The 21011-nt window shown below is 61.7% G+C and carries 20 protein-coding genes and 1 other annotated feature; of the genes, 14 read left to right on the top strand and 6 right to left on the bottom strand.

Annotated features, from left to right (window positions below; genetic code table 11):
- The first annotated feature begins 25 nt into the window (after nucleotides 1-25).
- The 8 genes from mscL (at nucleotide 26) to aspS (ending at nucleotide 7498) form a co-directional block, all read left to right on the top strand.
- Nucleotides 26-478: a large-conductance mechanosensitive channel protein MscL gene (gene mscL / locus H9Q75_RS10490; RefSeq protein ID WP_186566849.1), complete on the top strand. Its 453-nt coding sequence runs from the start codon at nucleotides 26-28 to the stop codon at nucleotides 476-478.
- On the top strand, nucleotides 478-843 hold the full coding sequence (locus H9Q75_RS10485) for a hypothetical protein (protein ID WP_186566847.1): 366 nt from the start codon (nucleotides 478-480) through the stop codon (nucleotides 841-843). The genes mscL and H9Q75_RS10485 overlap by 1 nt, the downstream gene beginning before the upstream one ends.
- On the top strand, nucleotides 840-1547 hold the full coding sequence (rsmG, locus tag H9Q75_RS10480) for a 16S rRNA (guanine(527)-N(7))-methyltransferase RsmG (protein ID WP_186566845.1): 708 nt from the start codon (nucleotides 840-842) through the stop codon (nucleotides 1545-1547). The genes H9Q75_RS10485 and rsmG overlap by 4 nt, the downstream gene beginning before the upstream one ends.
- Before the next feature lie 89 nt (nucleotides 1548-1636).
- On the top strand, nucleotides 1637-2377 hold the full coding sequence (gene minD / locus H9Q75_RS10475; RefSeq protein ID WP_186566843.1) for a septum site-determining protein MinD: 741 nt from the start codon (nucleotides 1637-1639) through the stop codon (nucleotides 2375-2377).
- 16 nt (nucleotides 2378-2393) lie between these two features.
- On the top strand, nucleotides 2394-2834 hold the full coding sequence (locus H9Q75_RS10470; RefSeq protein WP_279287670.1) for a methylglyoxal synthase: 441 nt from the start codon (nucleotides 2394-2396) through the stop codon (nucleotides 2832-2834).
- Between the two features lie 465 nt (nucleotides 2835-3299).
- Nucleotides 3300-4667 (top strand): histidine--tRNA ligase, encoded by a 1368-nt coding sequence (gene hisS, locus H9Q75_RS10465; protein WP_186566841.1) that lies wholly within the window; start codon nucleotides 3300-3302, stop codon nucleotides 4665-4667.
- A gap of 65 nt (nucleotides 4668-4732) precedes the next feature.
- Nucleotides 4733-5671 (top strand): S-layer homology domain-containing protein, encoded by a 939-nt coding sequence (locus H9Q75_RS10460; protein WP_186566839.1) that lies wholly within the window; start codon nucleotides 4733-4735, stop codon nucleotides 5669-5671.
- Between the two features lie 36 nt (nucleotides 5672-5707).
- Nucleotides 5708-7498, top strand: coding sequence for an aspartate--tRNA ligase (gene aspS / locus H9Q75_RS10455; protein WP_186566837.1), 1791 nt, complete (start codon nucleotides 5708-5710; stop codon nucleotides 7496-7498).
- 39 nt (nucleotides 7499-7537) lie between these two features.
- Here aspS and H9Q75_RS10450 read toward each other — a convergent pair whose 3' ends face one another.
- The 4 genes from H9Q75_RS10450 to gpr form a co-directional block, all read right to left on the bottom strand.
- On the bottom strand, nucleotides 7538-7738 hold the full coding sequence (locus H9Q75_RS10450) for a hypothetical protein (protein WP_186566835.1): 201 nt from the start codon (nucleotides 7736-7738) through the stop codon (nucleotides 7538-7540).
- Nucleotides 7739-8002: 264 nt separating this feature from the next.
- Nucleotides 8003-8683: a pentapeptide repeat-containing protein gene (locus H9Q75_RS10440; protein ID WP_186566831.1), complete on the bottom strand. Its 681-nt coding sequence runs from the start codon at nucleotides 8681-8683 to the stop codon at nucleotides 8003-8005.
- Between the two features lie 3 nt (nucleotides 8684-8686).
- A complete protein-coding gene (locus tag H9Q75_RS10435; RefSeq protein ID WP_186566829.1) occupies nucleotides 8687-10105 on the bottom strand; it encodes a glycine--tRNA ligase in 1419 nt (472 codons plus the stop codon).
- Between the two features lie 62 nt (nucleotides 10106-10167).
- Nucleotides 10168-10376 (bottom strand) — a binding site (T-box leader).
- A gap of 247 nt (nucleotides 10377-10623) precedes the next feature.
- A complete protein-coding gene (gpr, locus tag H9Q75_RS10430; RefSeq protein ID WP_186566827.1) occupies nucleotides 10624-11529 on the bottom strand; it encodes a GPR endopeptidase in 906 nt (301 codons plus the stop codon).
- 204 nt (nucleotides 11530-11733) lie between these two features.
- Between gpr and rpsT the strand changes: the two genes are divergently transcribed.
- Together rpsT and H9Q75_RS10420 are read left to right on the top strand one after the other, a co-directional pair.
- Nucleotides 11734-11997 carry a 30S ribosomal protein S20 gene (gene rpsT, locus H9Q75_RS10425; RefSeq protein ID WP_186566825.1) on the top strand — a complete coding sequence of 88 codons (264 nt, stop codon included), beginning with the start codon at nucleotides 11734-11736 and terminating at the stop codon, nucleotides 11995-11997.
- A gap of 168 nt (nucleotides 11998-12165) precedes the next feature.
- The gene (locus tag H9Q75_RS10420; protein ID WP_186566823.1) at nucleotides 12166-13047 is read left to right on the top strand and encodes a YihY/virulence factor BrkB family protein; all 882 of its coding nucleotides are present in this window, start codon (nucleotides 12166-12168) and stop codon (nucleotides 13045-13047) included.
- Between the two features lie 34 nt (nucleotides 13048-13081).
- Here the strand turns inward: H9Q75_RS10420 and H9Q75_RS10415 are convergent, their stop codons facing one another.
- On the bottom strand, nucleotides 13082-14542 hold the full coding sequence (locus H9Q75_RS10415) for a peptidoglycan DD-metalloendopeptidase family protein (RefSeq protein ID WP_243200793.1): 1461 nt from the start codon (nucleotides 14540-14542) through the stop codon (nucleotides 13082-13084).
- Nucleotides 14543-14954: 412 nt separating this feature from the next.
- Nucleotides 14955-15926: a phosphate acetyltransferase gene (gene pta, locus H9Q75_RS10410; RefSeq protein WP_341480939.1), complete on the bottom strand. Its 972-nt coding sequence runs from the start codon at nucleotides 15924-15926 to the stop codon at nucleotides 14955-14957.
- 207 nt (nucleotides 15927-16133) lie between these two features.
- Between pta and H9Q75_RS10405 the strand changes: the two genes are divergently transcribed.
- The 4 genes from H9Q75_RS10405 (at nucleotide 16134) to H9Q75_RS10390 (ending at nucleotide 21011) form a co-directional block, all read left to right on the top strand.
- Complete coding sequence (locus H9Q75_RS10405; protein WP_186566818.1) at nucleotides 16134-16835, top strand: helix-turn-helix domain-containing protein; 702 nt, start codon at nucleotides 16134-16136, stop codon at nucleotides 16833-16835.
- 96 nt (nucleotides 16836-16931) lie between these two features.
- Complete coding sequence (locus H9Q75_RS10400; RefSeq protein WP_186566816.1) at nucleotides 16932-17174, top strand: hypothetical protein; 243 nt, start codon at nucleotides 16932-16934, stop codon at nucleotides 17172-17174.
- Nucleotides 17171-18979, top strand: a complete 1809-nt coding sequence (lepA, locus tag H9Q75_RS10395; protein WP_186566814.1) for a translation elongation factor 4 — start codon at nucleotides 17171-17173, stop codon at nucleotides 18977-18979. Before H9Q75_RS10400 ends, lepA begins: the two co-directional genes overlap by 4 nt.
- A gap of 679 nt (nucleotides 18980-19658) precedes the next feature.
- Nucleotides 19659-21011, top strand: a complete 1353-nt coding sequence (locus tag H9Q75_RS10390) for an aminotransferase class I/II-fold pyridoxal phosphate-dependent enzyme (RefSeq protein ID WP_186566812.1) — start codon at nucleotides 19659-19661, stop codon at nucleotides 21009-21011.

The raw sequence follows: 21011 nt of genomic DNA, 5'->3' as shown, positions 1-21011 counted from the left end.
GAACTAGAAAAAGGAGGTTGTTTTTATGTCTGCAAAGGAAAAGGGAAAAGGCTTCATTGGCGAATTCAAGCAGTTTATTGCCAGAGGCAATGTAGTCGACATGGCGGTCGGTGTCATTATCGGCGGCGCCTTCGGCAAAATTTCCACCTCTCTGGTCAACGACATCATCATGCCCCTGGTCTCCATGCTTGTGGGCGGCGTGGACTTCAGCGCGTGGAAATTGGTGATGAAACAGGCTGTGCTGGACGCCGCGGGGGCGGAGATTACCCCGGCGGTTTCCATTAACTTCGGCATCTTCCTGTCCACCATTTTGGACTTCATTATTATCGCCTTCGCGGTGTTCTGCATGGTAAAGGCCATCAACTCCTTCCACCGCAAAAAGGAGGAGGCCCCTGCCGCACCTCCGGCTCCGCCCGAGCCCTCGGCGGAGGAGCTGCTGCTCACCGAAATCCGTGACCTTCTGAAGGAGAAGCCGTAATGTCAGAGCCCCAAAAGACCCCCGGTGAGGATTGGGAGGAGGAGCAACGCCCTTACATCCCCGCCTCCCCCGCCAAGCGTATCATTGCCTGGACTGCCGTGGTTTACATGGTCATTCTGGTCCTGCTTAATGTCTATCCCTTTTTTCATCAGGGAGAAAATCTCTATGGCGTGTTTCCCCTGATGGTATGCCCCGGCGCGGTTGGCCTGTTTATTTTAGCCGTATATCGTCTGCGGCAGGGTGTGTCGGCCGGGGCCAAGGCCGCCATGGCCGTGCTGGCCGCGGCGTGTGTTATCCTCTTTGTTATGGGGCTTTCCGACGGCCTGCCCGCCCTGATCGCGGGCCTGGGAGGCGGCCACCAATGAGAGAGGCAATTTCCCAAGGCCTGGCGGAGCTGGGGCTGACGCCCCCGGTGGGTGGGGCCGAGGCCTTGGCTGAATATGGCCGTCTGCTGCTGGAGCAGAACCAGGTAATGAACCTGACCGCGATTACCGATCCCTGCCAGGTAGCCCGCCTGCACTTTCTGGACTCCGCGGCGCTGCTGGGCGTGGCTGATTTCCGGTGCAAGCGGGTGATCGACGTGGGCACTGGCGCCGGCTTTCCCGGCCTTCCCCTGCGCATCCTGGAGCCCTCCATCCGCCTGACGCTGCTGGACAGCCTGGGCAAGCGGGTGACCTGGCTGGAGCAGGTGTGCGCGGCCCTTGGCACAGAGGATGTGGCATGCCTCCATGCCCGGGCCGAGGAGCAGTCGCTCCTGCCCGAATTTCGGGACAGCTACGATTTTGCCGTCTCCCGGGCCGTGGCCTCGCTCAGCCTTCTGTGTGAACTGTGCCTGCCCTATGTCAAGGTGGGAGGACAGTTCCTGGCCATGAAGGCGGTGGACAGCGGCGAGGAGCTGTCCCAAGCCATGGACGGGATCCGCCTTCTGGGCGGCCAGGTGCTCCCCGCCTACGACTACCGGATCCCCGGCACCCAAGTGGTCCACCGGGTCATTCCCATTGAAAAATGCGCTCCCACCCCCAAGGGATATCCCCGGCGGTGGGCAAAAATCCAGAAGGCACCCCTATGACAAGGATTTTTCTGCTGTTTTGCACAAAAAACAATTGATTCAATTGTCAATTTGTGATATGCTCAAAGAGAGAAGACAGGAGGGAGAAGATGTCAACCGCAATTGTGGTCACGTCCGGCAAGGGCGGGACCGGAAAAACCTCTCTCACTGCCGCCGTATCCTCATGTCTGGCCGCCCTGGGCAGCCGGGTGCTGTGCATTGATATGGACGTGGGCCTGCGCAATCTGGACCTGGCCCTGGGTCTGTCCGACCGGGCGCTGATGGATTTTACCGACGTGCTGGCCGGACGCTGTACCCTGGAGCGGGCGGCGGTCCCCCACCCCGTAGTGGAGAACCTCTCCCTGCTCACGGCCCCGGTTACCTTTCCCTGCCAGGCCATTACTTTCCCGCAGATGCGCGCGCTGGTGCAGCAGGCCAAAGCCCAGTACGACTATGTTTTGATGGACTCTCCCGCCGGCCTGGGCGCCGGTTTTGAGCTGGCCGTGTGCGCGGCTGACCGGGCCATTGTGGTGTCCACAACCGACGCCTCCGCCCTGCGGGATGCCCAGCGGACCGTCACGCTTCTCCGAAACAGCCTGGAGCGGATCCATCTGGTGGTCAACCGGGTCCAGCCCAAACTGCTTCGCAGACTGCACGCCACCATTGACGACGCCATGGATGAGGCGGGGCTCCCCCTGCTGGGCGTCGTGCCTGAGGACCCCCAGGTGATGCTCTCCGCCAATCAGGAGCAGCTGCTGATCCTGTCCACCAACAAGGGGGCTGCGCTGGCCTACTTAAACATTGCAAGGCGGCTGCTCGGCCAGCGGGTCCCCCTGATGAAACTGCGTTAAGAGAAAAACCACTATTTTGAAACAAGAGAGGGTGTTTATCACGAATATTGCGCTAATGAGCCACGACCGGAAAAAAGAATTGATGGTGCAGTTCTGCATCGCCTACTGTGGCATTTTGTCCAAGCATACCGTCTGTGCCACCAACACCACCGGCCGTCTGGTCGCGGAGGCCACCGGTCTGCCCGTCTCTCTGTTTCTCTCCCATGAGCACGGGGGCAGTCAGCAGATCGGCGCGCGGATTGCCTATAATGAGATCGACATGGTGCTCTTTTTTTCCGACCCCCAGTCCAACGACCTGGACGCGGACCTGAGCTACATTACCCGTCTGTGCGATCAGAACAGCGTGCCCTACGCCACCAATGTGGCCACGGCTGAGATCCTCATCCACGGCCTGGAGCGGGGCGATCTGGACTGGCAGGATATCGTCAATCCCAAAACCAAGCCCTTTACCGCGTAAGCGGCGGCACTTGACTTTTCTGCAGTTTTGCGATAGTATCTCAACGCACCGCAATGACGGGGCAGGTACCGCCCACACCGCCGGACAGAGAAAGGCGCCATTGGCTGGAAGCGCCTGACGGCAAGGAGGACGGGAGACGGTTCCACCAGCGGGCCCGGAGACGGGCGCGGTCCCCTTCCCGCACCAGAAGGCCTGAGGGCGGAGCGACGCTCCGCTGAACATGGGTGGCACCACGAAAGCCTTGCGCTCTCGTCCCGTGAGTACGGGATGAGAGTGTTTTTTCGTCCTCCTCCAGAGGGAGATCGGCCTGCCCGCCGGACCCCCGGGAATTCCATTCAGACAGACCGGGCGCAAACCGGCCCTGTTCCAACTCTCTGCTGCGCAAACCGCCTGGCGCCGCGCCTGGCGCCGCGCCTGCGGCGGCGGGCAGCAGCCTCTATTTTTATCAGACAAAGGAGCGTCACTATGGCCCAGATCAAGCCCCGCACCCTCTCCGGATTCATGGAGCTGTTGCCCGCCAGGCAGGTGCAGTTCGACCGGATGGTGGAAATTCTGCGCAAATCCTATTCCCTCTATGGCTTTACCCCCCTGGACACCCCGCTGATTGAGGCCTCCGAGGTACTGCTGGCCAAAGGCGGCGGCGAGACCGAGAAGCAGATCTACCGCTTCACCAAGGGGGACACCGACCTGTCACTGCGCTTTGACCTGACCGTCCCTCTGGCCAAATACGTGGCCCTGCACCACAATGAGCTGGTCTTTCCCTTCCGCCGGTTTCAGATCGGCAAGGTCTACCGGGGAGAGCGGGCCCAGCGGGGCCGCTTCCGGGAATTCTACCAGGCGGACATCGACATCATCGGCGACGGCAGCCTGGACATCACCAACGAGGCAGAGATTCCCTCCATTATCTACAAAACCTTCACGGCCCTGGGGCTGCGCCGCTTCAAGATCCGACTGAACAACCGCAAGGTGCTCAACGGCCTGTTTGCCATTCTGGGCCTGGAGGCGCAGGCGGGAGACGTAATGCGCACCATTGACAAGCTGGAGAAGATCGGCCCGGAAAAGGTGAAGGCCATTTTGACGGACGACTTTGCGGTCCCCGCCGGGGCGGCCGACCAGCTGCTGACGCTGCTGGCCACCGCTGACCCCCTGGAAGCCCTGGAGGCCCTGAAGGGTCAAAACGCCCTCTTCGACCAGGGGGTGGAGGAGCTGCACACGGTGGTCCGGTATATGTCCGCCTTCGGCGTGCCCGCCGACCATTTTATGGTGGACCTGACCATCGCCAGAGGCCTGGACTATTACACCGGTACAGTGTACGAGACCGTGATGCTGGACCATCCGGAGATCGGTTCCATCTGCTCCGGCGGCCGATACGATAACCTAGCGGAATATTACACTGATAAACAACTCCCCGGAGTTGGCATTTCCATCGGCCTGACCCGGCTGTTCTTCGTCCTGGAGGACCAGGGCTACCTGAACGACGCTCTGATCACCGCCCCGGCGGACGTGCTGGTGATCCCCATGGAGGAGGACCTGACCTTTGCCATTGAGGTGGCCACCCTTCTGCGGCAGAGCGGCATCCGCACCCAGCTGTACACGGAGCCGAAGAAATTCAAAGCCCGGCTGCAGTACGCCAACCGGCTGAATATCCCCATCACCATCTGTATCGGTGACAAGGAGCGGGAGAGCCGCAGCATCTGCCCCAAAAACATGCGTTCCGGCCGCATGCTGGCCATGATCGAGGGCCAGAGCAACCTGGATTCCGCCCTGCAGTTCATCCGGGACGAGCTGGCCGGCCTGACCGACGGCGCGCCCATCCAGGAGCCGGAGGCCTGAATGGAACTTTCCCCCTTTCCCGCCGTCTAAAGATGCGACGAATTTTTGTGTCAGGAGGAAATTTCATGATGAAAAAGCTGATTGCTCTGACCCTCTCGGCCGCCCTGCTGCTGGGCTCCGCCGCCGCCCTTACCCCGGAGGAGGCCTTTCCCGATAAAAACGCCTATCCCGGCTATGGGGACGTGCAGGCGGGCGACTGGTTCGCCTCCGCCGCACAGGTCTGCTATGAGGTGGGCCTCATGACCGGCACCAACGCCGGTTTCTCCCCCGACAAGATCCTCACCGTGGGTGAGGTGGCTGCCATCGCCGCCCGTATGAATGAGGCCATCACTGGGGAGGCCATCCCCGCGCCCATCCCCAATCCCTACATCCCCTGGTATCAGCACTATGTGGACTACCTGACCAAACGGGGCGTGAACGTCTCCGACCCGGAAAAGAACGCCACCCGGCAGGAATTTATGTCCATGCTCTCCGCCGTGACGCCGGAGGACATGCTCTCCCCCATCAACGCCGTCACCGCCCTGCCCGACACCGCTGACGCCGCTGTGCTGGCCTTCTACAACGCGGGCATTCTGACCGGCGTGGACCGGTGGGGCACCTTCGCTGGGGACAAGACCCTCACCCGGGCGGAAACCGCCGCCATGGCGGCCCGCATTGCCAGGCCCGCCCTGCGGCAGAGCTTTGTGCCCGCCGACTACGCACCCTTTGCCGCCGCGGGCCTGAAACCCGCCGACGTGCTCTTCACCAACGGCGTGACCGCCCAGCAGTACCTCCCCGTGGTGATGGAGCGGATCGGGGAGCTGGAGGCCGCCTGTGCCGCTGAAGGCGTGGAGTTCAATTGGTTCCACACCTATGGGGAGCAGACCTTCCTGGACTATGTGAAGAAGAGCGCTCTCTCCTCCCTGGGGGTCACCCGTGCCATGGGCACCCAGCTGTATCAGAATTTTGACGTACAGGTGTTCTACAGCCGGCTGATCGACCTGCAGGCCCCAGCGATTTTGTAATATTTTATTTTAATTATACTAATTGGAGTTGATTTTATGGCGAATGAGAACACGCTCTACCGCACCCACACCTGTGGGGAGCTGCGCATGGAGCATGTGGGGCAGACCGTCACCCTGGCGGGCTTTCTGGAGAATATCCGGGAGGTGTCCGGCTCCCTGGCTTTTGTGATCCTGCGGGACTTTTACGGCACCACCCAGGTGGTGTGCGAGAGCGAGGCGCAGGTGCGCAGCTTCAAGGCCCTCAACCGGGAGTCCACGGTCCAGGTCACCGGCGTGGTGCGGGAGCGGGACTCCAAGAACCCCAAGCTGCCCACCGGCGACATTGAGGTGGTCCCCTCCGCCGTGGAGGTGTTGGGCCACTGCCGCCACAATGAGCTGCCCTTCCAGATCAACCGCAGCCGGGAGGCGGACGAGTCCGTCCGGCTGAAGCACCGCTACCTGGACCTGCGCAACCCGGAGCTGAAGAAGAACATCGTCCTGCGCTGCAACGTCATCGCCGCCCTGCGCCGGTCCATGATCGAGCACGGCTTCCTGGACATTACCACCCCCATCCTCACCGCCTCCTCCCCCGAGGGGGCCCGGGACTACCTGGTGCCCAGCCGCAAGCATCCGGGCAAGTTCTATGCCCTGCCCCAGGCCCCCCAGCAGTTCAAGCAGCTGCTGATGGCCTCCGGCTTTGACAAGTACTTCCAGATCGCCCCCTGTTTCCGGGATGAGGACGCCCGGGGCGACCGCTCCCCCGGCGAGTTCTATCAGCTGGACATGGAGATGGCCTTTGCCGGTCAGGACGACGTGTTCGCCGTCATTGAGGACGTGTTCCCCCCCATTTTTGCCCAGTACGGCCTGTACCATACCGCCTCCACCGCCCCCTTCCGGCGCATCCCCTACCTGGAAGCCATGGACAAGTACGGCTCGGACAAGCCCGACCTGCGTATTGACCTGACCCTTACCGACGCCACCGAGCTGCTGGGCGGCTGCGGCTTCGGCCCCTTTGAGGGCAATGTGGTCAAAGCCGTGGTGGTCTCCGGCTTTGAGGGCACCCGCAAGCAGATTGACAAGCTGTGTGCCGAGGTGGAGGTCCAGACCGGGGAAAAGGCCTACTGGTTCCGCCTGGACGAGAACGGCGAGCTGGTGGGCGGCATCTCCAAGTTTGTCCAGCCCATCAAGGAGCAGGTGATCGCCGCCCTGGGCCTGCAGCCCAACACCTTTGTGGGCCTCGCCGCGGGCAGGCTGCTCACCGCCCAAAAGACCGCGGGCGTGCTGCGCGCCAAGCTGGGCGCCTTCTGCCCCCACCATATGGACAGGGAGCGCTACGAGTTCTGCTGGATTGTGGACTTCCCCATGTACGAGATCGGGGAGGAGTCCGGCAAGCTGGAGTTCTGTCACAACCCCTTCTCCATGCCCGCCGGCGGGCTGGAGGTGCTCAAGCAGGCCGCCGCGGGCCAGGTGGACCCCCTCACCATCACCGCCGACCAGTACGACCTGGTGTGCAACGGCGTGGAGCTCTCCTCCGGCGCGGTGCGCAACCACGACCCGGAGATCATGGTGGAGGCCTTCCAGCTGGTGGGCCTGGGCGAGGACGACGTGAGGGCCAAGTTCCCGGCCATGTATAACGCCTTCACCTACGGCGCGCCCCCTCACGCGGGCATCGCCCCCGGCGTGGACCGCATGGTCATGCTCCTGGCCGGGGAGGAGTCCATCCGGGAGATTATCCCCTTCCCCATGAACAAGAACGCCCAGGATCTGATGATGGGCGCGCCGTCCTTCGTCACCCAGGCCCAGCTGGACGAGCTGAACATCCAGGTCACCGCCAGGGAAGAGGAGTAAGCTCGGACCCCCGCTCTTTTGCAGACAAAACCCGCGGAGCTATTGCTCCGCGGGTTCTTTCTCTTTGGGGGGCCGGATCAGTTCAAACAGGCGCTCGGCCTTGGGCGGCGCGCCCCCGGCGGCCTGCCACCCGGCGGAAAAGGCCAGCCGGACCATTAAAAAGAGGTAATTCTCCGCCTCGTCGTACTCGTGCCGCTCCAGAAAGCTGGAGAAGGCCTCCTCAAATTCGTTGGTATACATACTCCCACCTCAGTAGGATTTTATCCTACTTAAGGCGATTCATTAATATTCCGTCCTACAAAATGGTATATTGACTTGGGGTGAGGTAAATGAAACCGCTCAAAGTAAAAGTCAGTATTACGTTGGATGAGCCAACGCTCGAGCGAATCCGACAGCTGGCTGAGCAGGATGATCGACCTCTCTCCAGTTATATCAATCAAGTTCTCAAAGCCCATCTGGAACAGCTGGACCAAGAGAAACGCTAAAGACCGCCGGCGGCCCCGCTTAGGGCCGCTCCGGCGGTCTTTCCTGTTCTTCCTTGATGATGATCCCCAGCCGCTTGGCCAGCTGGGCCGCCTGGGCCAGACCCACCACCGCGCCCCGCAGCTCATCCCCACGCTCTGAGAGGATCAGCCCCTCCAGCTGACAGGAGGACAGGTCCAGCCCGCCCAGGCTGGTGCGGAAGAGGTTGGCCCCGGTCAGGCGGCAGCGCTCCAGGGACAGCCCCTTCCAGCGGCACCCGCTGAGCACCGCCGCCGACAGGTCGCAGTCCGTCACCCTCGCCCATCTCAGGCCGGCGCCGGAAAAATTTGCGTACCCCAGGGCGCTGTCCGCAAAGCGCACATGCCACAGCCCGGCCCCCTGGAAGGAGGCGCCCACCGCCTTGCCGCCCTGAAAGACGCAGCGGCTCCACCGGCATTCATCCAGGCGGCTGCCGGAAAAATCGCACTCCTCCAACAGCACGTCCTCAAACTGACACCGGCGCAGGTCGCACTCCACCAAGCGGCACCGGCGCAGAATGCAGCCCCGCAGGGCTGCGGCGTACAGGTCCCCACCGGTGAGCACGGCTCCTTCAAACAGGGTTCCCCGCACCTCGTCCTCCTCTTCCCGGGCGGCGCGCAGGCAGGTCAGAAGATCTGCGCCCCCCGCCGGGACAGTGGGGAGCACGGGGTCCTGCAATTTCACGGCTTAAAACGCGATCCTCTCCGTAAGCCAGGCCTTTACCTGGTCAATGGGCACGCGCACCTGCTCCATGGTGTCCCGGTCGCGGATGGTGACACAGTGGTCGGCCTCCTCGCTCTCGCTGCCCACGGTCTGGAAGTCCACGGTGATGCAGAAGGGGGTTCCGATCTCGTCCTGGCGGCGGTAGCGCTTGCCGATGCTGCCCGCGTCGTCATAGTCCACCATAAAGTCCCTGGCCAGGGCGTCGCGCAGCTCCAGGGCCTTGCCGCCCAGCTTCTTGGACAGGGGGAGCACCGCGCACTTGAAGGGGGCCAGAGCGGGGTGGAAGCGCATGACGGTGCGCACGTCGTTCTTCTCCGCGTCCACTACCTCCTCGTCATAGGCCTCCACCAGGAAGGCCAGGGTCACCCGGTCCGCGCCCAGGGAGGGCTCGATGACATAGGGGATATAGTGCTCGTTCTTCTCCTGGTCAAAATAGGTCAGGTCCTTGCCCGAGTGCTCCTGGTGCTGCTTGAGATCGTAGTCGGTCCGGTCGGCCACACCCCACAGCTCACCCCAGCCGAAGGGGAACATGAACTCGAAGTCCGTGGTGGCCTTAGAGTAGAAGGCCAGCTCCTCCTTCTCATGGTCGCGCAGGCGCAGGTTCTCGTCCTTGATGTTCAGGCTCAGCAGCCACTCATGGCAGAAATTGCGCCAGTACTCAAACCACTCCAGGTCGGTGCCCGGCTGGCAGAAGAACTCCAGCTCCATCTGCTCAAACTCCCGGATGCGGAAGATGAAGTTGCCCGGGGTGATCTCGTTGCGGAAGCTCTTGCCCACCTGGCACACGCCGAAGGGCAGCTTCTTGCGGGTGGTGCGCTGGATGGCGGGGAAGTTGACAAAGATGCCCTGGGCGGTCTCGGGCCGCAGGTACACCTCGGTGGAGGAGTCCTCGGTGACACCCTGGTGGGTCTTAAACATCAGGTTGAATTTGCGGATGTCGGTGAAATCGGCCTTGCCGCAGCCGGGGCAGGTGACGCCGTTGTCCCGGATGAAGGCCACCAGCTCGTCGTTGGTCATGGCCTCCACGTTCACGTCGGTGCGCTCCTGCTCGGCGCACCAGTTCTCAATGAGCTTGTCGGCACGGTGGCGCATCTTGCAGGCCTTGCAGTCGATCAGCGGGTCGTTGAAGGTGGACACATGGCCGGAGGCCACCCACACCTCGGGGTTCATCAAAATGGCCGCGTCCAGGCCCACGTTGTAGGCGGACTCCTGCACAAACTTCTTCCACCAGGCCCGCTTGACATTGTTCTTCAGCTCCACACCCAGGGGGCCGTAATCCCAGGAGTTGGCCAGGCCGCCGTAGATCTCGCTGCCGGGGTAGACAAAGCCGCGGCCCTTGCACAGGGCAACGATTTTGTCCATGGTCTTTTCCGTGTTCTTCATAGGGATGCACTCCTTCCAAATGGTTGGCTCAGCGCGCAAAAAACGCCCTGAGCCGGTTTTCGGCTCAGGGCGAACAAAATTGTCCGTGGTTCCACCTGAATTCGCGGCTGGCTGCCGCGCACTCTTCTCCCCCTAACGGCGGGACGCCGGCGGGGCATTTCCGCCCCGCAGCTCACAGGCGCCTTGGGCGTCTCCCCAGGGAATCTCTCACCGTCCGATTCCTCTCTGCCGCTGGGTGTGGGCGCCTACTCCTCCCGGTCATCGCTGATACTGTGGAGTATTCTATCATCTTTTTCCATGGCCGTCAAGCCCCCGGCCCGCTCAGCTGAGCAGCATCTCCAGGTCCTCCGCCGTCAGCCCGGTCTGGAGGGCTAGATTTACCCCAAAGCCGATGTCCCCATGAAATACTGCGTATTCCACGGGGGCCCCGTCTCCTTTTATTTGATCGCCCGCCGGAAATGAATTCCGTCGGGCTCCGCCGCTTATCGCGGCGAAGCGCTGACGCGCAGGTCATCGCCTCAGCTGAGCAGCATCTCCACGTCCTCCGCCGTCAGCCCGGTCTGGAGGGCTAGATTTACCCCAAAGCCGATGACCTTGGCCATGTCGGCGGTGCGGGCATCAATGTCCTTGGGGGTAACGATCAACCCCTTTCCCGCCCCCTGCAGCGCCTCCGGGTCCAGGTCGTCCCGCCCGGCCTCGGCCAGCACGTCGGCGGCCAGGGTGGCCGCGTCTACCACCGTGGGCACCCCGATGGCGGCCACCGGCACCCCCAGGGTCTCCCGGTTCAGGGCCGCCCGGGCGTTGCCCACCCCGGATCCGGGCACAATGCCCGTGTCGGTCAGCTGCACGGTGGAACACAGCCGTTTCAGGCTCCGGGAGGCCAGGGCATCCACCGCAATCACGCAGGCGGGGCGGATCTTTTCCACCACAGCGGCAATCAGCTCCCCGCTCTCCATGCCTGTGGTGCCCAGCACCCCGGCAGCCAGAGCGGCCACCGGGCGGAAGTGTCCAAAGTGCTCCGGCACCTGTTCCACCAGATGCCGGGTCACCAGGGTGTGGTCCACCGCGCCCGGTCCCACCGCATCCGGCGTAATGGCCCGGTTGCCCAGCCCAACCACCAGCGCGCTGGCCCCCTCGGGCAGTCCCAGCAAAGCCTGCAGCTCCGCGGCCAGAGCCCGGGCCGCCCGGCCAAAGGCGTCCTCCTCCCGCCGGGCCAGCCCCGCCAGGTCCAGGGTCACATAGGTTCCCTCCGGCTTACCCAGGGCCTCCACGCCCCGGCCGTCCAGAATGCGCACCGTAGTGGTGGGGAAGCCCTCCCGCTCCCCGTCCCAGGCCTCCACCCCCTCCAGCTTGGTCTCTTCCCCGGCGGACTCCCGCCATAACTGCGTGGCCTCCACGGCCAGATCGGTTCTCCGTTTCAGCATTTGTTCTGCCTCCCTACCCCAATATGTGGTGTTGCCTGGAGCTATTTCCGCTATTTTTTGCGCAAGCAGCCGTCCTATGCAAAAAAAAACGGAAAAAATCAAAAATAATAGTTGCATTTTTACCATTTGGCTGTTAAAATAGTAATCTGCACGGGCAAACTATCAATGATTGAAGTGATTTCGTCATCGGAGGAGGTGTTTGGTTTGCCGAATATTAAGTCTGCCAAGAAGCGTGTCCTGGTGAACAAGACCAAGGCCATGCAGAACAAGGCCGCAAAGTCCGCGCTGAAGACCGACATCAAGAAGTTTGAGGCCGCTCTGGCCGAAGGCAACCGCAGCGAGGCCGAGGGCGCTTACAAGGTGGCCGTCAAGGCGGTCGATAAGGCTGTGGGTCACGGGCTTCTGCACAAGAACAACGCCGCGAACAAGAAGAGCAGCATGACCATTAAGCTGAACAAGCTGGCCTAAGCAAAACGTCTGAGGCAACATGAAACCGTCTGCATATGCAGGCGGTTTTTGCTTTTTCCCGCTGTTTTCAGCAGGGGGCCGCCCCTGCCGGCCCGTTTCGGACATTTCTTCTTGCATTGCCCGCCAAACTGTCGTATACTGTTTCCATTCTTTTCCTGAGGTGAGGGTATGAAGGACTTTCTGCGGCGCGCCCCGGTAAAATTCGCACTGGAGATTGCCGATCTCTATTTTTCCAAGCATGTGGCCCGCTCCGCCGCTGAGCTGGCCTATTTTCTGATTCTCTCCTTTTTTCCCTTTCTCATCTGCATCAACGCCTTTATCGGTCTGCTGAATCTGGACATTGCTGCGGTCCTCTCCGCCGCCTCCCCCTTTCTGCCCCGGAGCACGCTGGACATTCTGGGGGAGTATATTCAATATATTTCCACCAATCAGTCCTCCGCCCTGCTGGCGGCCGGTGTGGTCATGATCCTCTTTTCCGCCTCCGCCGCTTTTCGGGCCCTGATGAACATTATGGGGGATATTTACGAGCGCAGGAGCTACCACGGCATCGGGCAGATTCTGGCCAGCGTGGCCTTTTCCATTCTGTTTCTCATCACCATCTACCTGTCCATCGTGGTTCTGTTTACCGGTGAATGGCTGCTCCAGATGGCGGAGCGCCTGCTCCGGCTGGACACTGGTGCCCTGCTCTCCGTCTGGCGGTGGCTGCGCTTCCCCATCCTGTTCTGTCTGGTGCTTTTCTTTGTGCTGGTGGTCTACAGGATGTCCGCCCCCAGAGGGCGGCCCCGGCCTCCCGTATTTGCCGGCGCAGCCATTGCCGCCGTGTCCCTGGTGGCGGCCTCAGTCCTGTTCTCCTGGTTTATGGGGATGTCCTCCCGTTACTCCCTGGTATACGGGTCCCTGACCTCCATCATTATCCTGCTGGTATGGCTTTATCTCTGCGGAAATATCCTGATCCTCGGCAATGTGTTCAACTGTGTGTGGTACCGGCGGAGAAAGCTGGTCTATCTTCAGCAGATGTACCGTCGGAGCAGCGAGCCCCCGGAGCAATAAAAAAACGGACGCGCAGCCGCGCGTCCGTTTCTTATCAGTTCAGATAGGACAGGGGGTTGACCCGGGTGCCATTGATCCGCACCTCAAAGTGGCAGTGGTTCCCGGTGGAGCGGCCCGTGGAGCCGACCCGGGCAATGGTCTGCCCCTGGTAGACGTGATCCCCGGCGGAAACCAAGATACTGGAACAGTGGCCGTAATAGGACTGCTTGCCGTTCCCGTGGTCCACAATTACCAGCTTGCCGTAGCTCCAGTTGGAGCCGCTGGCCGTTCCAGCAAACACCACCGTGCCGCCGTCCGCGGCGGCAATCCCGGTGCCGTAGGGCGCCGCGATGTCCAGCCCGCCGTGGTAGCTGTAGGAGCCAAAGATGGAGCGGTATCCGAAGTAGGAGGTGATGTTGCCGTACACCGGCCAGATGAAGTAGCCCTTGGGCATCCAGCTGGGCCGCTCCTTGGTGCCCACCGCGATCACCTTTGCCGTGGGCTCGGAAAGGACTGTGGTCTCCACCACATCCCGCTCCTGCTCCTTGCCGTTGACATAGATCACATCAGCGGTCACCAGGCTCTGCCCCTCCACACCGGGGTCCAGCACCTTGCTGTCACCCTGATACATCGAGCTGTCCTCCACCTGCTCCACCGGGCACTCAATGGCCTGCTCATAGGTCAGCCGGTCCACCGTGCGCACCGACAGGAAGGGGATCTCCTCCTTTACCGTCAGCAGCTGTCCAATATAAATCCGGTCCACGTCCACATCGGGATTAAGCGCCTCCAGCTCCCGCATGGTCATGCCGTTGTCAATGGCGATCTGCATAAAGGTGTCGCCCGCCTGGACCTCATATACCGTCTCTCCATTGGTGTTGGCGGTGAGGATCTCCTCCATAGCGGCTACATCCTGATTGACGTCCGATGAGGTGTATTCGTGGCTGACCACCACATTGGAGGTAAATTCCACCGAGGTGGTGGCGTCATTGATATAGGGGGCCTTGATGGTGTCCAGCAGGGCCGTGACCTCCGCCTCGTCCTCCACTGCGCCGATCACCTGCCCGTCCACCTTGAGCACATAGCTCTTCATCACCTCGCCGATCTGGTCAAACAGAACGGTCTCAAACCGGCTGGCCGGTCCGATCTCATCCCGCTCCAGCAGGGCGGTATCGTACGTGATCTCCTGGTCCAGCGTGTAGTCATGGCCCAAGATCCGCGTGGCCCGGTCCTCTACCCGCTCCACAACCTTCTCAAAGTCCGCCTGGCTGGCTACCGCGCCCAAGCGCACCCCGTCCACGGAGACCACACAGCCGGTGGCATACACCGACGTCAGAACCGAAAGGATCCCCACCGCGGCGGCCACAGCCAGAAAGCTGCCCGGATTGACCATTTTCCATCCATTGGCCGCCTGGTTCTCTATACCGCAGCGCAGGCGTCGGAGCAGATCCGCAGCAGCGCCCCGCGCCGTGCCCTCCGACCTCGCCCCACGCTGCGGGGCATGCAGGATTTCTTCCATATCGAAATCCCTCCTCATTTCCTCTGTTCCATCGCCCGCAGCCCACCAAAGCCGTATAGGCTGGAAACAAATAATTACAAATGGTTACAAACGCAATGATACACTTTTTTCTGCTTTAAGTCAAGCCCTGGCCTCCCACCCCTCTATGATCCTCAGCTTCTACTGCGTCAACACGATATGTTGTGCCCCTTCCTGCTCCACTGTTTTTAAATCCCCTATCTGGGCTGTTGGCAAAGAGGGAATCCCCTTTTTTGTCAAACATTTTTTGGTATATTTGCCCATATTTAAAATGAATAGCCTCCGGCGATCGAAGTACAAAAAAGGAGCGCCCAGCAGGGCGCTCCCTTCTCGTGTATACGAATGCTGTCACGCTGCGAAGCCTCCGGCGACGGGCGGCTTCTCCGCGCTTCTTTTACGCCAGCGCGGCGGTGATGATGGCCATGGAATAGACCTCCATGGCGTTGCAGCCGCGGGAGAGGTCGTTGATGGGGGCGTTCAGGCCCAGCAGGATGGGGCCGTAGGCGTCAAAATTGCCCAGTCGTTGGGCAATTTTGTAGCCGATGTTGCCAGCGTTGATGTCGGGGAAGATAAAGGTGTTGGCATAGCCCGCCACCGTGGAGCCGGGGAATTTCAGCTGGCCCACCTTTGGGGACACGGCCGCGTCAAACTGCATCTCACCGTCGATGGCCAGATCGGGCGCGGCCGCCTTGGCTTTGGCACAGGCGTTGCGCATCTTGTCCACATCCTCGCCCTTGCCGGAGCCCTTAGTGGAGTAACTCAGGAAGGCGACCTTGGGGGCGATGCCGAAGATCTTGGCGCACTTGGCGGTCTCCAGGGCGATCTCCACCAGCTCGTCCTCGGTGGGCTTGATGTTAATGGCGCAGTCGCCCATGGCCAGCACGGTGTTATCGCCCACGCCCTCACGCACCATAATAAAACAGGAGGAGACAATCTTGTTGTCGGGCTTGGTTTTAATCAGCTGCAGCGCGGGGCGCACCGTGTCGGCGGTGGAGTAGGTGGCGCCGCCCAGAAGGCAGTCCGCCTCGCCCATTTTGACCAGCATGGTGCCGAAGTAGTTCCCCTTCATCAGCGCGTCGCGGCACTCCTCGGCGGTCATCTTGCCCTTGCGCAGCTCCATCATGGCCTCCACCATCTTGTCCATACCCTCATAAGTAGCGGGGTCGAGGATCTGGGCGCCGCGGATATTGAAGCCGGCCTCCTCAGCTGCCTTGTGGACCTCCTCCACATTGCCCACCAGGATGGGGCTCAGGAAGGTACCGGAGAGCAGCCGGGCGCTGGCCTCCAGAATGCGGGGGTCGGTTCCCTCGGTAAATACAATCCGCTTGGGGCTGGCCTTCAGGGTTTCGATCAGCTTTTGAAACATATGCATGGAAAATTACGCCTCCATAAAAAAATTAAAGTTACCCTTTCTTCTCGCTTTCTCACAACACTTGATGATGTATTCATTATACAACACCCTTTCCAGATTCCACAATGGCAAAAGACAAAAAATCGTGAAAATTTTATGCTTTACTTTTGGTATTTTGCCATCTATACTATACTCACTGTTTTGATATTTGAGGTGTGTTCTATGTCTTCTGATTTTTCCCGCTGTCTCTCTCTCCTCCGCCAGGAAAAGGGGATTTCCCAGCGGGCGGCGGCCAAGGACCTGGGCATCAGCCAGGCGCTGCTCTCCCACTATGAAAACGGCGTGCGGGAGCCGGGTCTCGCCTTTGTGATCCGCGCCTGTGACTACTATAATGTATCGGCGGACTTTCTGCTGGGCCGCACCCTCTCCCGGGACGGCACTACCATCGTCTCTCCGGACGAGCTCTACGACTATTCCACCGAGAAGGATAATGTGCTCCACGGTTCCATTATGGCAACCCTGAACAAAAAGCTGCTGGTCAACTCCGTGGGAGTGCTCTTTGACCTGCTGGGCAAAACCGGGCGGAAGGACGCGATCACGGCGGCCGCCCAGTATCTGGGCACCGCTGTCTATAAGCTGTTTCGCCACCTCTATCGGGCGGACGGCTCCCAGAATGAGGACTTCTTCTCCGTCCCCACCCGGCAGTTTCTCACCGGCGTCACCACTGCGGATATGATCTGCTCCGAGGCCGAATATGTGGACGCTCTGGCCGCCCATGTGAAGGAAAAGGGGAGCTTCCCCACCATGAACAACGACGCGCTGATGGAGAGCTATCCCGGGCTGTACCAGTCTCTTCTGCAGATCATCCACAACACTGGAGAGCGGGTGAACCGTCAGCTCTCCTCCCATAATGCCCAGCGGTAAACGGGCAGGCTCACTTCGTTCGCCGCCCGTCCTCGCCCAGCTGGCTCCGCCGCCGGGCTCCGACTGGGCTTTCATACTCGATGGAGGTACTCATTTATGACCGACCAATCCAAAATCCGCAACTTTTCCATTATCGCCCACATCGATCATGGCAAATCCTTCCCCACGCGGCCGGCCGGCCGCGCGGGGGCCCCTTTTGATTTCATCTGCTCGGCGGAAGTGAATTCCGCCTGCGCCAAAATTTTGGCCGGCGGCCAAAATACTTGTACTCGGCTTTTCGCCGCGCCCCGCCTTGCGGGGCCCCAGCGTGGCTTTGCCTATGGAGGTGCCGACGTATGACCGACCAATCCAAAATCCGCAACTTTTCCATTATCGCCCACATTGATCACGGCAAATCCACGCTGTCTGACCGGCTGATTGAGAAATGCGACGCTGTGTCCCAGCGGGAAATGGAGTCCCAGCTGCTGGACAACATGGACCTGGAGCGAGAGCGGGGCATTACCATCAAGGCCCGGGCTGTCCGGCTCAACTACAAGGCCCAGGACGGTAATGTCTATGAGCTCAACCTCATCGACACCCCGGGCCATGTGGACTTCAACTATGAGGTCAGCCGCTCCCTGGCCGCCTGTGAGGGGGCAGTGCTCATTGTGGACGCCGCCCAGGGCATTGAGGCCCAGACCCTGGCCAACACCTATCTGGCCCTGGAGCACGACCTGGAGATCCGTCCGGTCATCAACAAGATTGACCTCCCCGCCGCCGACCCCCAGCGGGTGAAGGATGAGATCGAGAACATCATCGGCCTGCCCGCCCAGGACGCCCCTGAAATCTCCGCCAAGCAGGGGATCAACATCGACGCGGTCCTGGAGGATATTGTCCGCCACATCCCCGCCCCAAAGGGGGACCCCTCCGCCCCCCTGAAGGCCCTGATTTTTGACAGCCAGTACGACGCCTACCGGGGGGTAATCGTGTACTTCCGTGTTATGGAGGGCGCTATCCGAACCGGTATGAAGGTGAAGATGATGGCCTCGGGCGCCCAGTACGAGGTGCTGGAGTGCGGCCACCTGCTCCCCCTGGGGCTGGATCCCTGTGAGGAGCTGATTGCCGGGGAGGTGGGCTACTTTACCGCCTCCATCAAGAACGTGAAGGACACCCAGGTGGGCGACACGGTTACCGGCTCCGCCGCCCCGGCGGCGGAGCCCCTGCCCGGCTACCGCCCCGCCCGGGCCATGGTATACTGCGGCATCTACACCGAGGACGGCTCCAAATACCCCGACCTGCGGGACGCGCTGGAGAAGCTCCAGCTCAACGACGCCTCCCTGTCCTTTGAGCCCGAGTCCTCCGCCGCCCTGGGCTTCGGCTTCCGCTGCGGCTTTTTGGGCATGCTCCACATGGAGATCATTCAGGAGCGGCTGGAGCGGGAATTCGACCTGGACCTGATCACCACCCTGCCCTCGGTCATCTACAAGATCACCAAGACCGACGGCACGGTGGTCCTGGTGGACAATCCCCACAGCTACCCGGATCCGGCGGTGATCGCCAGCGCGGAGGAGCCCTATGCCAAGGTCTCCATCGTCACCCCGCCGGACTATGTGGGCAACATTATGCCCATGTGTCAGGAGCGCCGGGGCGTCTTTAAGGATATGCAGTACCTGGACACCAACCTGGCCGAGCTGCACTACTCCATGCCCATCGGCGAGATCATCTACGACTTCTTCGACACCCTGAAGGCCCGCACCAAGGGCTACGCCTCCCTGGACTACGAGCTGGACCGCTATGAGCCCTCCGAGCTGGTGAAGGTGGATATGCTCCTCAACGGCGACCAGGTGGACGCCCTGTCCTTTATCGCCCACAAGGATAAGGCCTATCCCCGGGCCCGCCGGCTGTGCGAAAAGCTCAAGGAGAACATTCCCCGCCAACTCTTCGAGGTGCCCGTTCAGGCTGCTATCGGCGGCAAGGTCATTGCCCGGGAAACGGTCAGGGCCATGCGCAAGGACGTGCTGGCCAAGTGCTACGGCGGCGACATCACCCGCAAGAAAAAGCTGCTGGAAAAGCAGAAGGAGGGCAAAAAGAAGATGCGCTCCCTCGGTTCTGTTCAGATCCCCACCGAGGCGTTTATGGCAGTGCTTAAACTAGACGAGGAGTAAGGTTCTATCGGGCCTCTTCCCCGAAGGAGACGGAGGTTTGCGCTCCCGTGTGGGGAGGCTCCCTCCGGGGGCCCGGCTTTTGAGTTGCAAAAGCCGGGGGAAAACAACCAGGGGTTTTGACCCCTGGACCCCGGGAGTCGGGCGGCGGTGCCGCTGAATCGGCCCGCAAACCCTATACCCCTCAGGGCTCGTATCGGTCCGGCGCCCGCTGTAAATCCGGCTGCCGCCCCTCGGCATGTAAACCGCAAAACCTGTGAGCAGCTGCTTCTGCGTAGTGCAGACGAGCCGCCACAGGTGCCATGCGTTGTGTCCAACCCTGCGGCTTGAACGACCTTACAGCCCAGTTGCGCGGACACTATGCGAAGCGCTCTTCACGGGAGTCTGCCATGCCAGGGAAGGCGGCCGAGCCGCCGAAGGAAGCTCCTAGGTCGCCCTGACGGGCGCGCCGGCCATAGAAGCCAATGACATCAGATGAACGTCAGGCTTTCTCTTTGGCATCCAAAACCGTTTCTTTTGGTCTGTCAAAATTTAGGGCTTCTTAGCGGCTCGGCCGCTTAGAAACTCTTTATACCGGCGCAGCCGGTGAAAATGGGTTTGGCCCCCGCACGGGAGCGTATTCCTCCGTCTCCCTGAGGCGACAAACCTCTCGCGGGAACAAATCACACGAAAGGAGGCGCCTATGTCATCCACCCCTCTCTATGACGCTCTGCGGGCCTTTGCCGGAGCAGAGCCCCTGCGGATGCATATGCCGGGGCACAAGGGCAAGCCCCTCCCCCTGCCGGAGCTGGCGGGGTTCGCCGCCCTGGATGTGACCGAGCTGCCCCCCACTGGCGATCTGTACGCCGGCGGCGGACCCATTGAGGCCGCCGAGGCCCTCTGGGCCCGGGTTTTCCACTTTTTCCACTGTTTTTTCCTCACCGGGGGCTCCACCCAGGGCGTACATACTGCCCTGGCGCTGGCCTGCCGGCCGGGGGAGCAGGTGCTCCTGGACCGGGGATGCCACCGCTCCGCGTTCCACGCCCTGGCGCTGCTGGACCTGTACCCAGTCTTTCTGGAGCGGCCCTGGCTGAGCGGCCCCGGCGTGGCCGGCCCCATCGCCCCGGAGGAGCTGGAGCGGCAGCTGTCCCTCCACCCCGGCATCAAAACGGTCTGTATTACCTCGCCTACTTACTACGGAGTGTTGTCCGATATTCCCACCCTGGCCCGGATTGCCCACGCCCACGGCGCGGTCCTGGCTGTGGACGCGGCCCACGGGGCCCATCTCCCTTTTTTGGGGGATTATGCCCTCTCTGCCGCCGACCTGGCCGTAGTGTCCGCCCATAAAACCCTCCCTGCGCCGGGGCAGACCGCCCTGCTCTTTTCCTCGGCGGCCTTTGACCCGGCCCGGGTGCGTCGGACTGCCGCCCTCTTTGGCACCTCCAGCCCCTCCTTCCCCTTCCTGGCCGCCCTGGACGCCACCCGGGCCTGGATGGAGGAGGAGGGGGGCGCCGCTTACCGCCGCGCGGCGGAGCGCACCGCTTCCCTGCGGGCCTACTACCCCGCCCTGACTCCGGTCGACGCCCCCCTGGACCCAACCCGCTTTGTGCTCCGCTCTCCGGACGGCTTTGCCGACCAGGACCGCCTTGCCGCCCAGGGGATCTACCCGGAGATGGCCGACCGGGGGCATGTGGTGTTTATCCTGTCCTGCGCCGACGGCCCGTCGGAATTTGCCCGGCTGCGCGCCGGTCTGGACGCCCTGCCCCGGGGGGAGTGCGCCTTTCCGCCGCCTCCCCCCCTGCCCCAGGCAGTCCTCTCCCCCCGCCAGGCCCTGTTTGCCCCGGCGGAGGCCCTGGCCCTCTCCCAGTGCGTCGGCCGGATCCTGGCCCAGCAGGTGGCCCCCTACCCCCCCGGGATTCCCGTCGCCGCGCCCGGGGAACGGCTGGAGAAAAAAACTGTCGCATATTTGAACGACATCGGTTATAATATGAGAGAAGAGGTACAGGTCGTCCGCGGATCGGTGTGTTCCGCGGAGGGCCGCCCCGGTTTTACCTGA

The sequence above is a fragment of the Lawsonibacter celer genome (assembly GCF_014281125.1).
Lineage (GTDB): Bacteria > Bacillota > Clostridia > Oscillospirales > Oscillospiraceae > Lawsonibacter_B > Lawsonibacter_B celer.
This window is presented reverse-complemented; position numbering and strand designations above follow the sequence as displayed.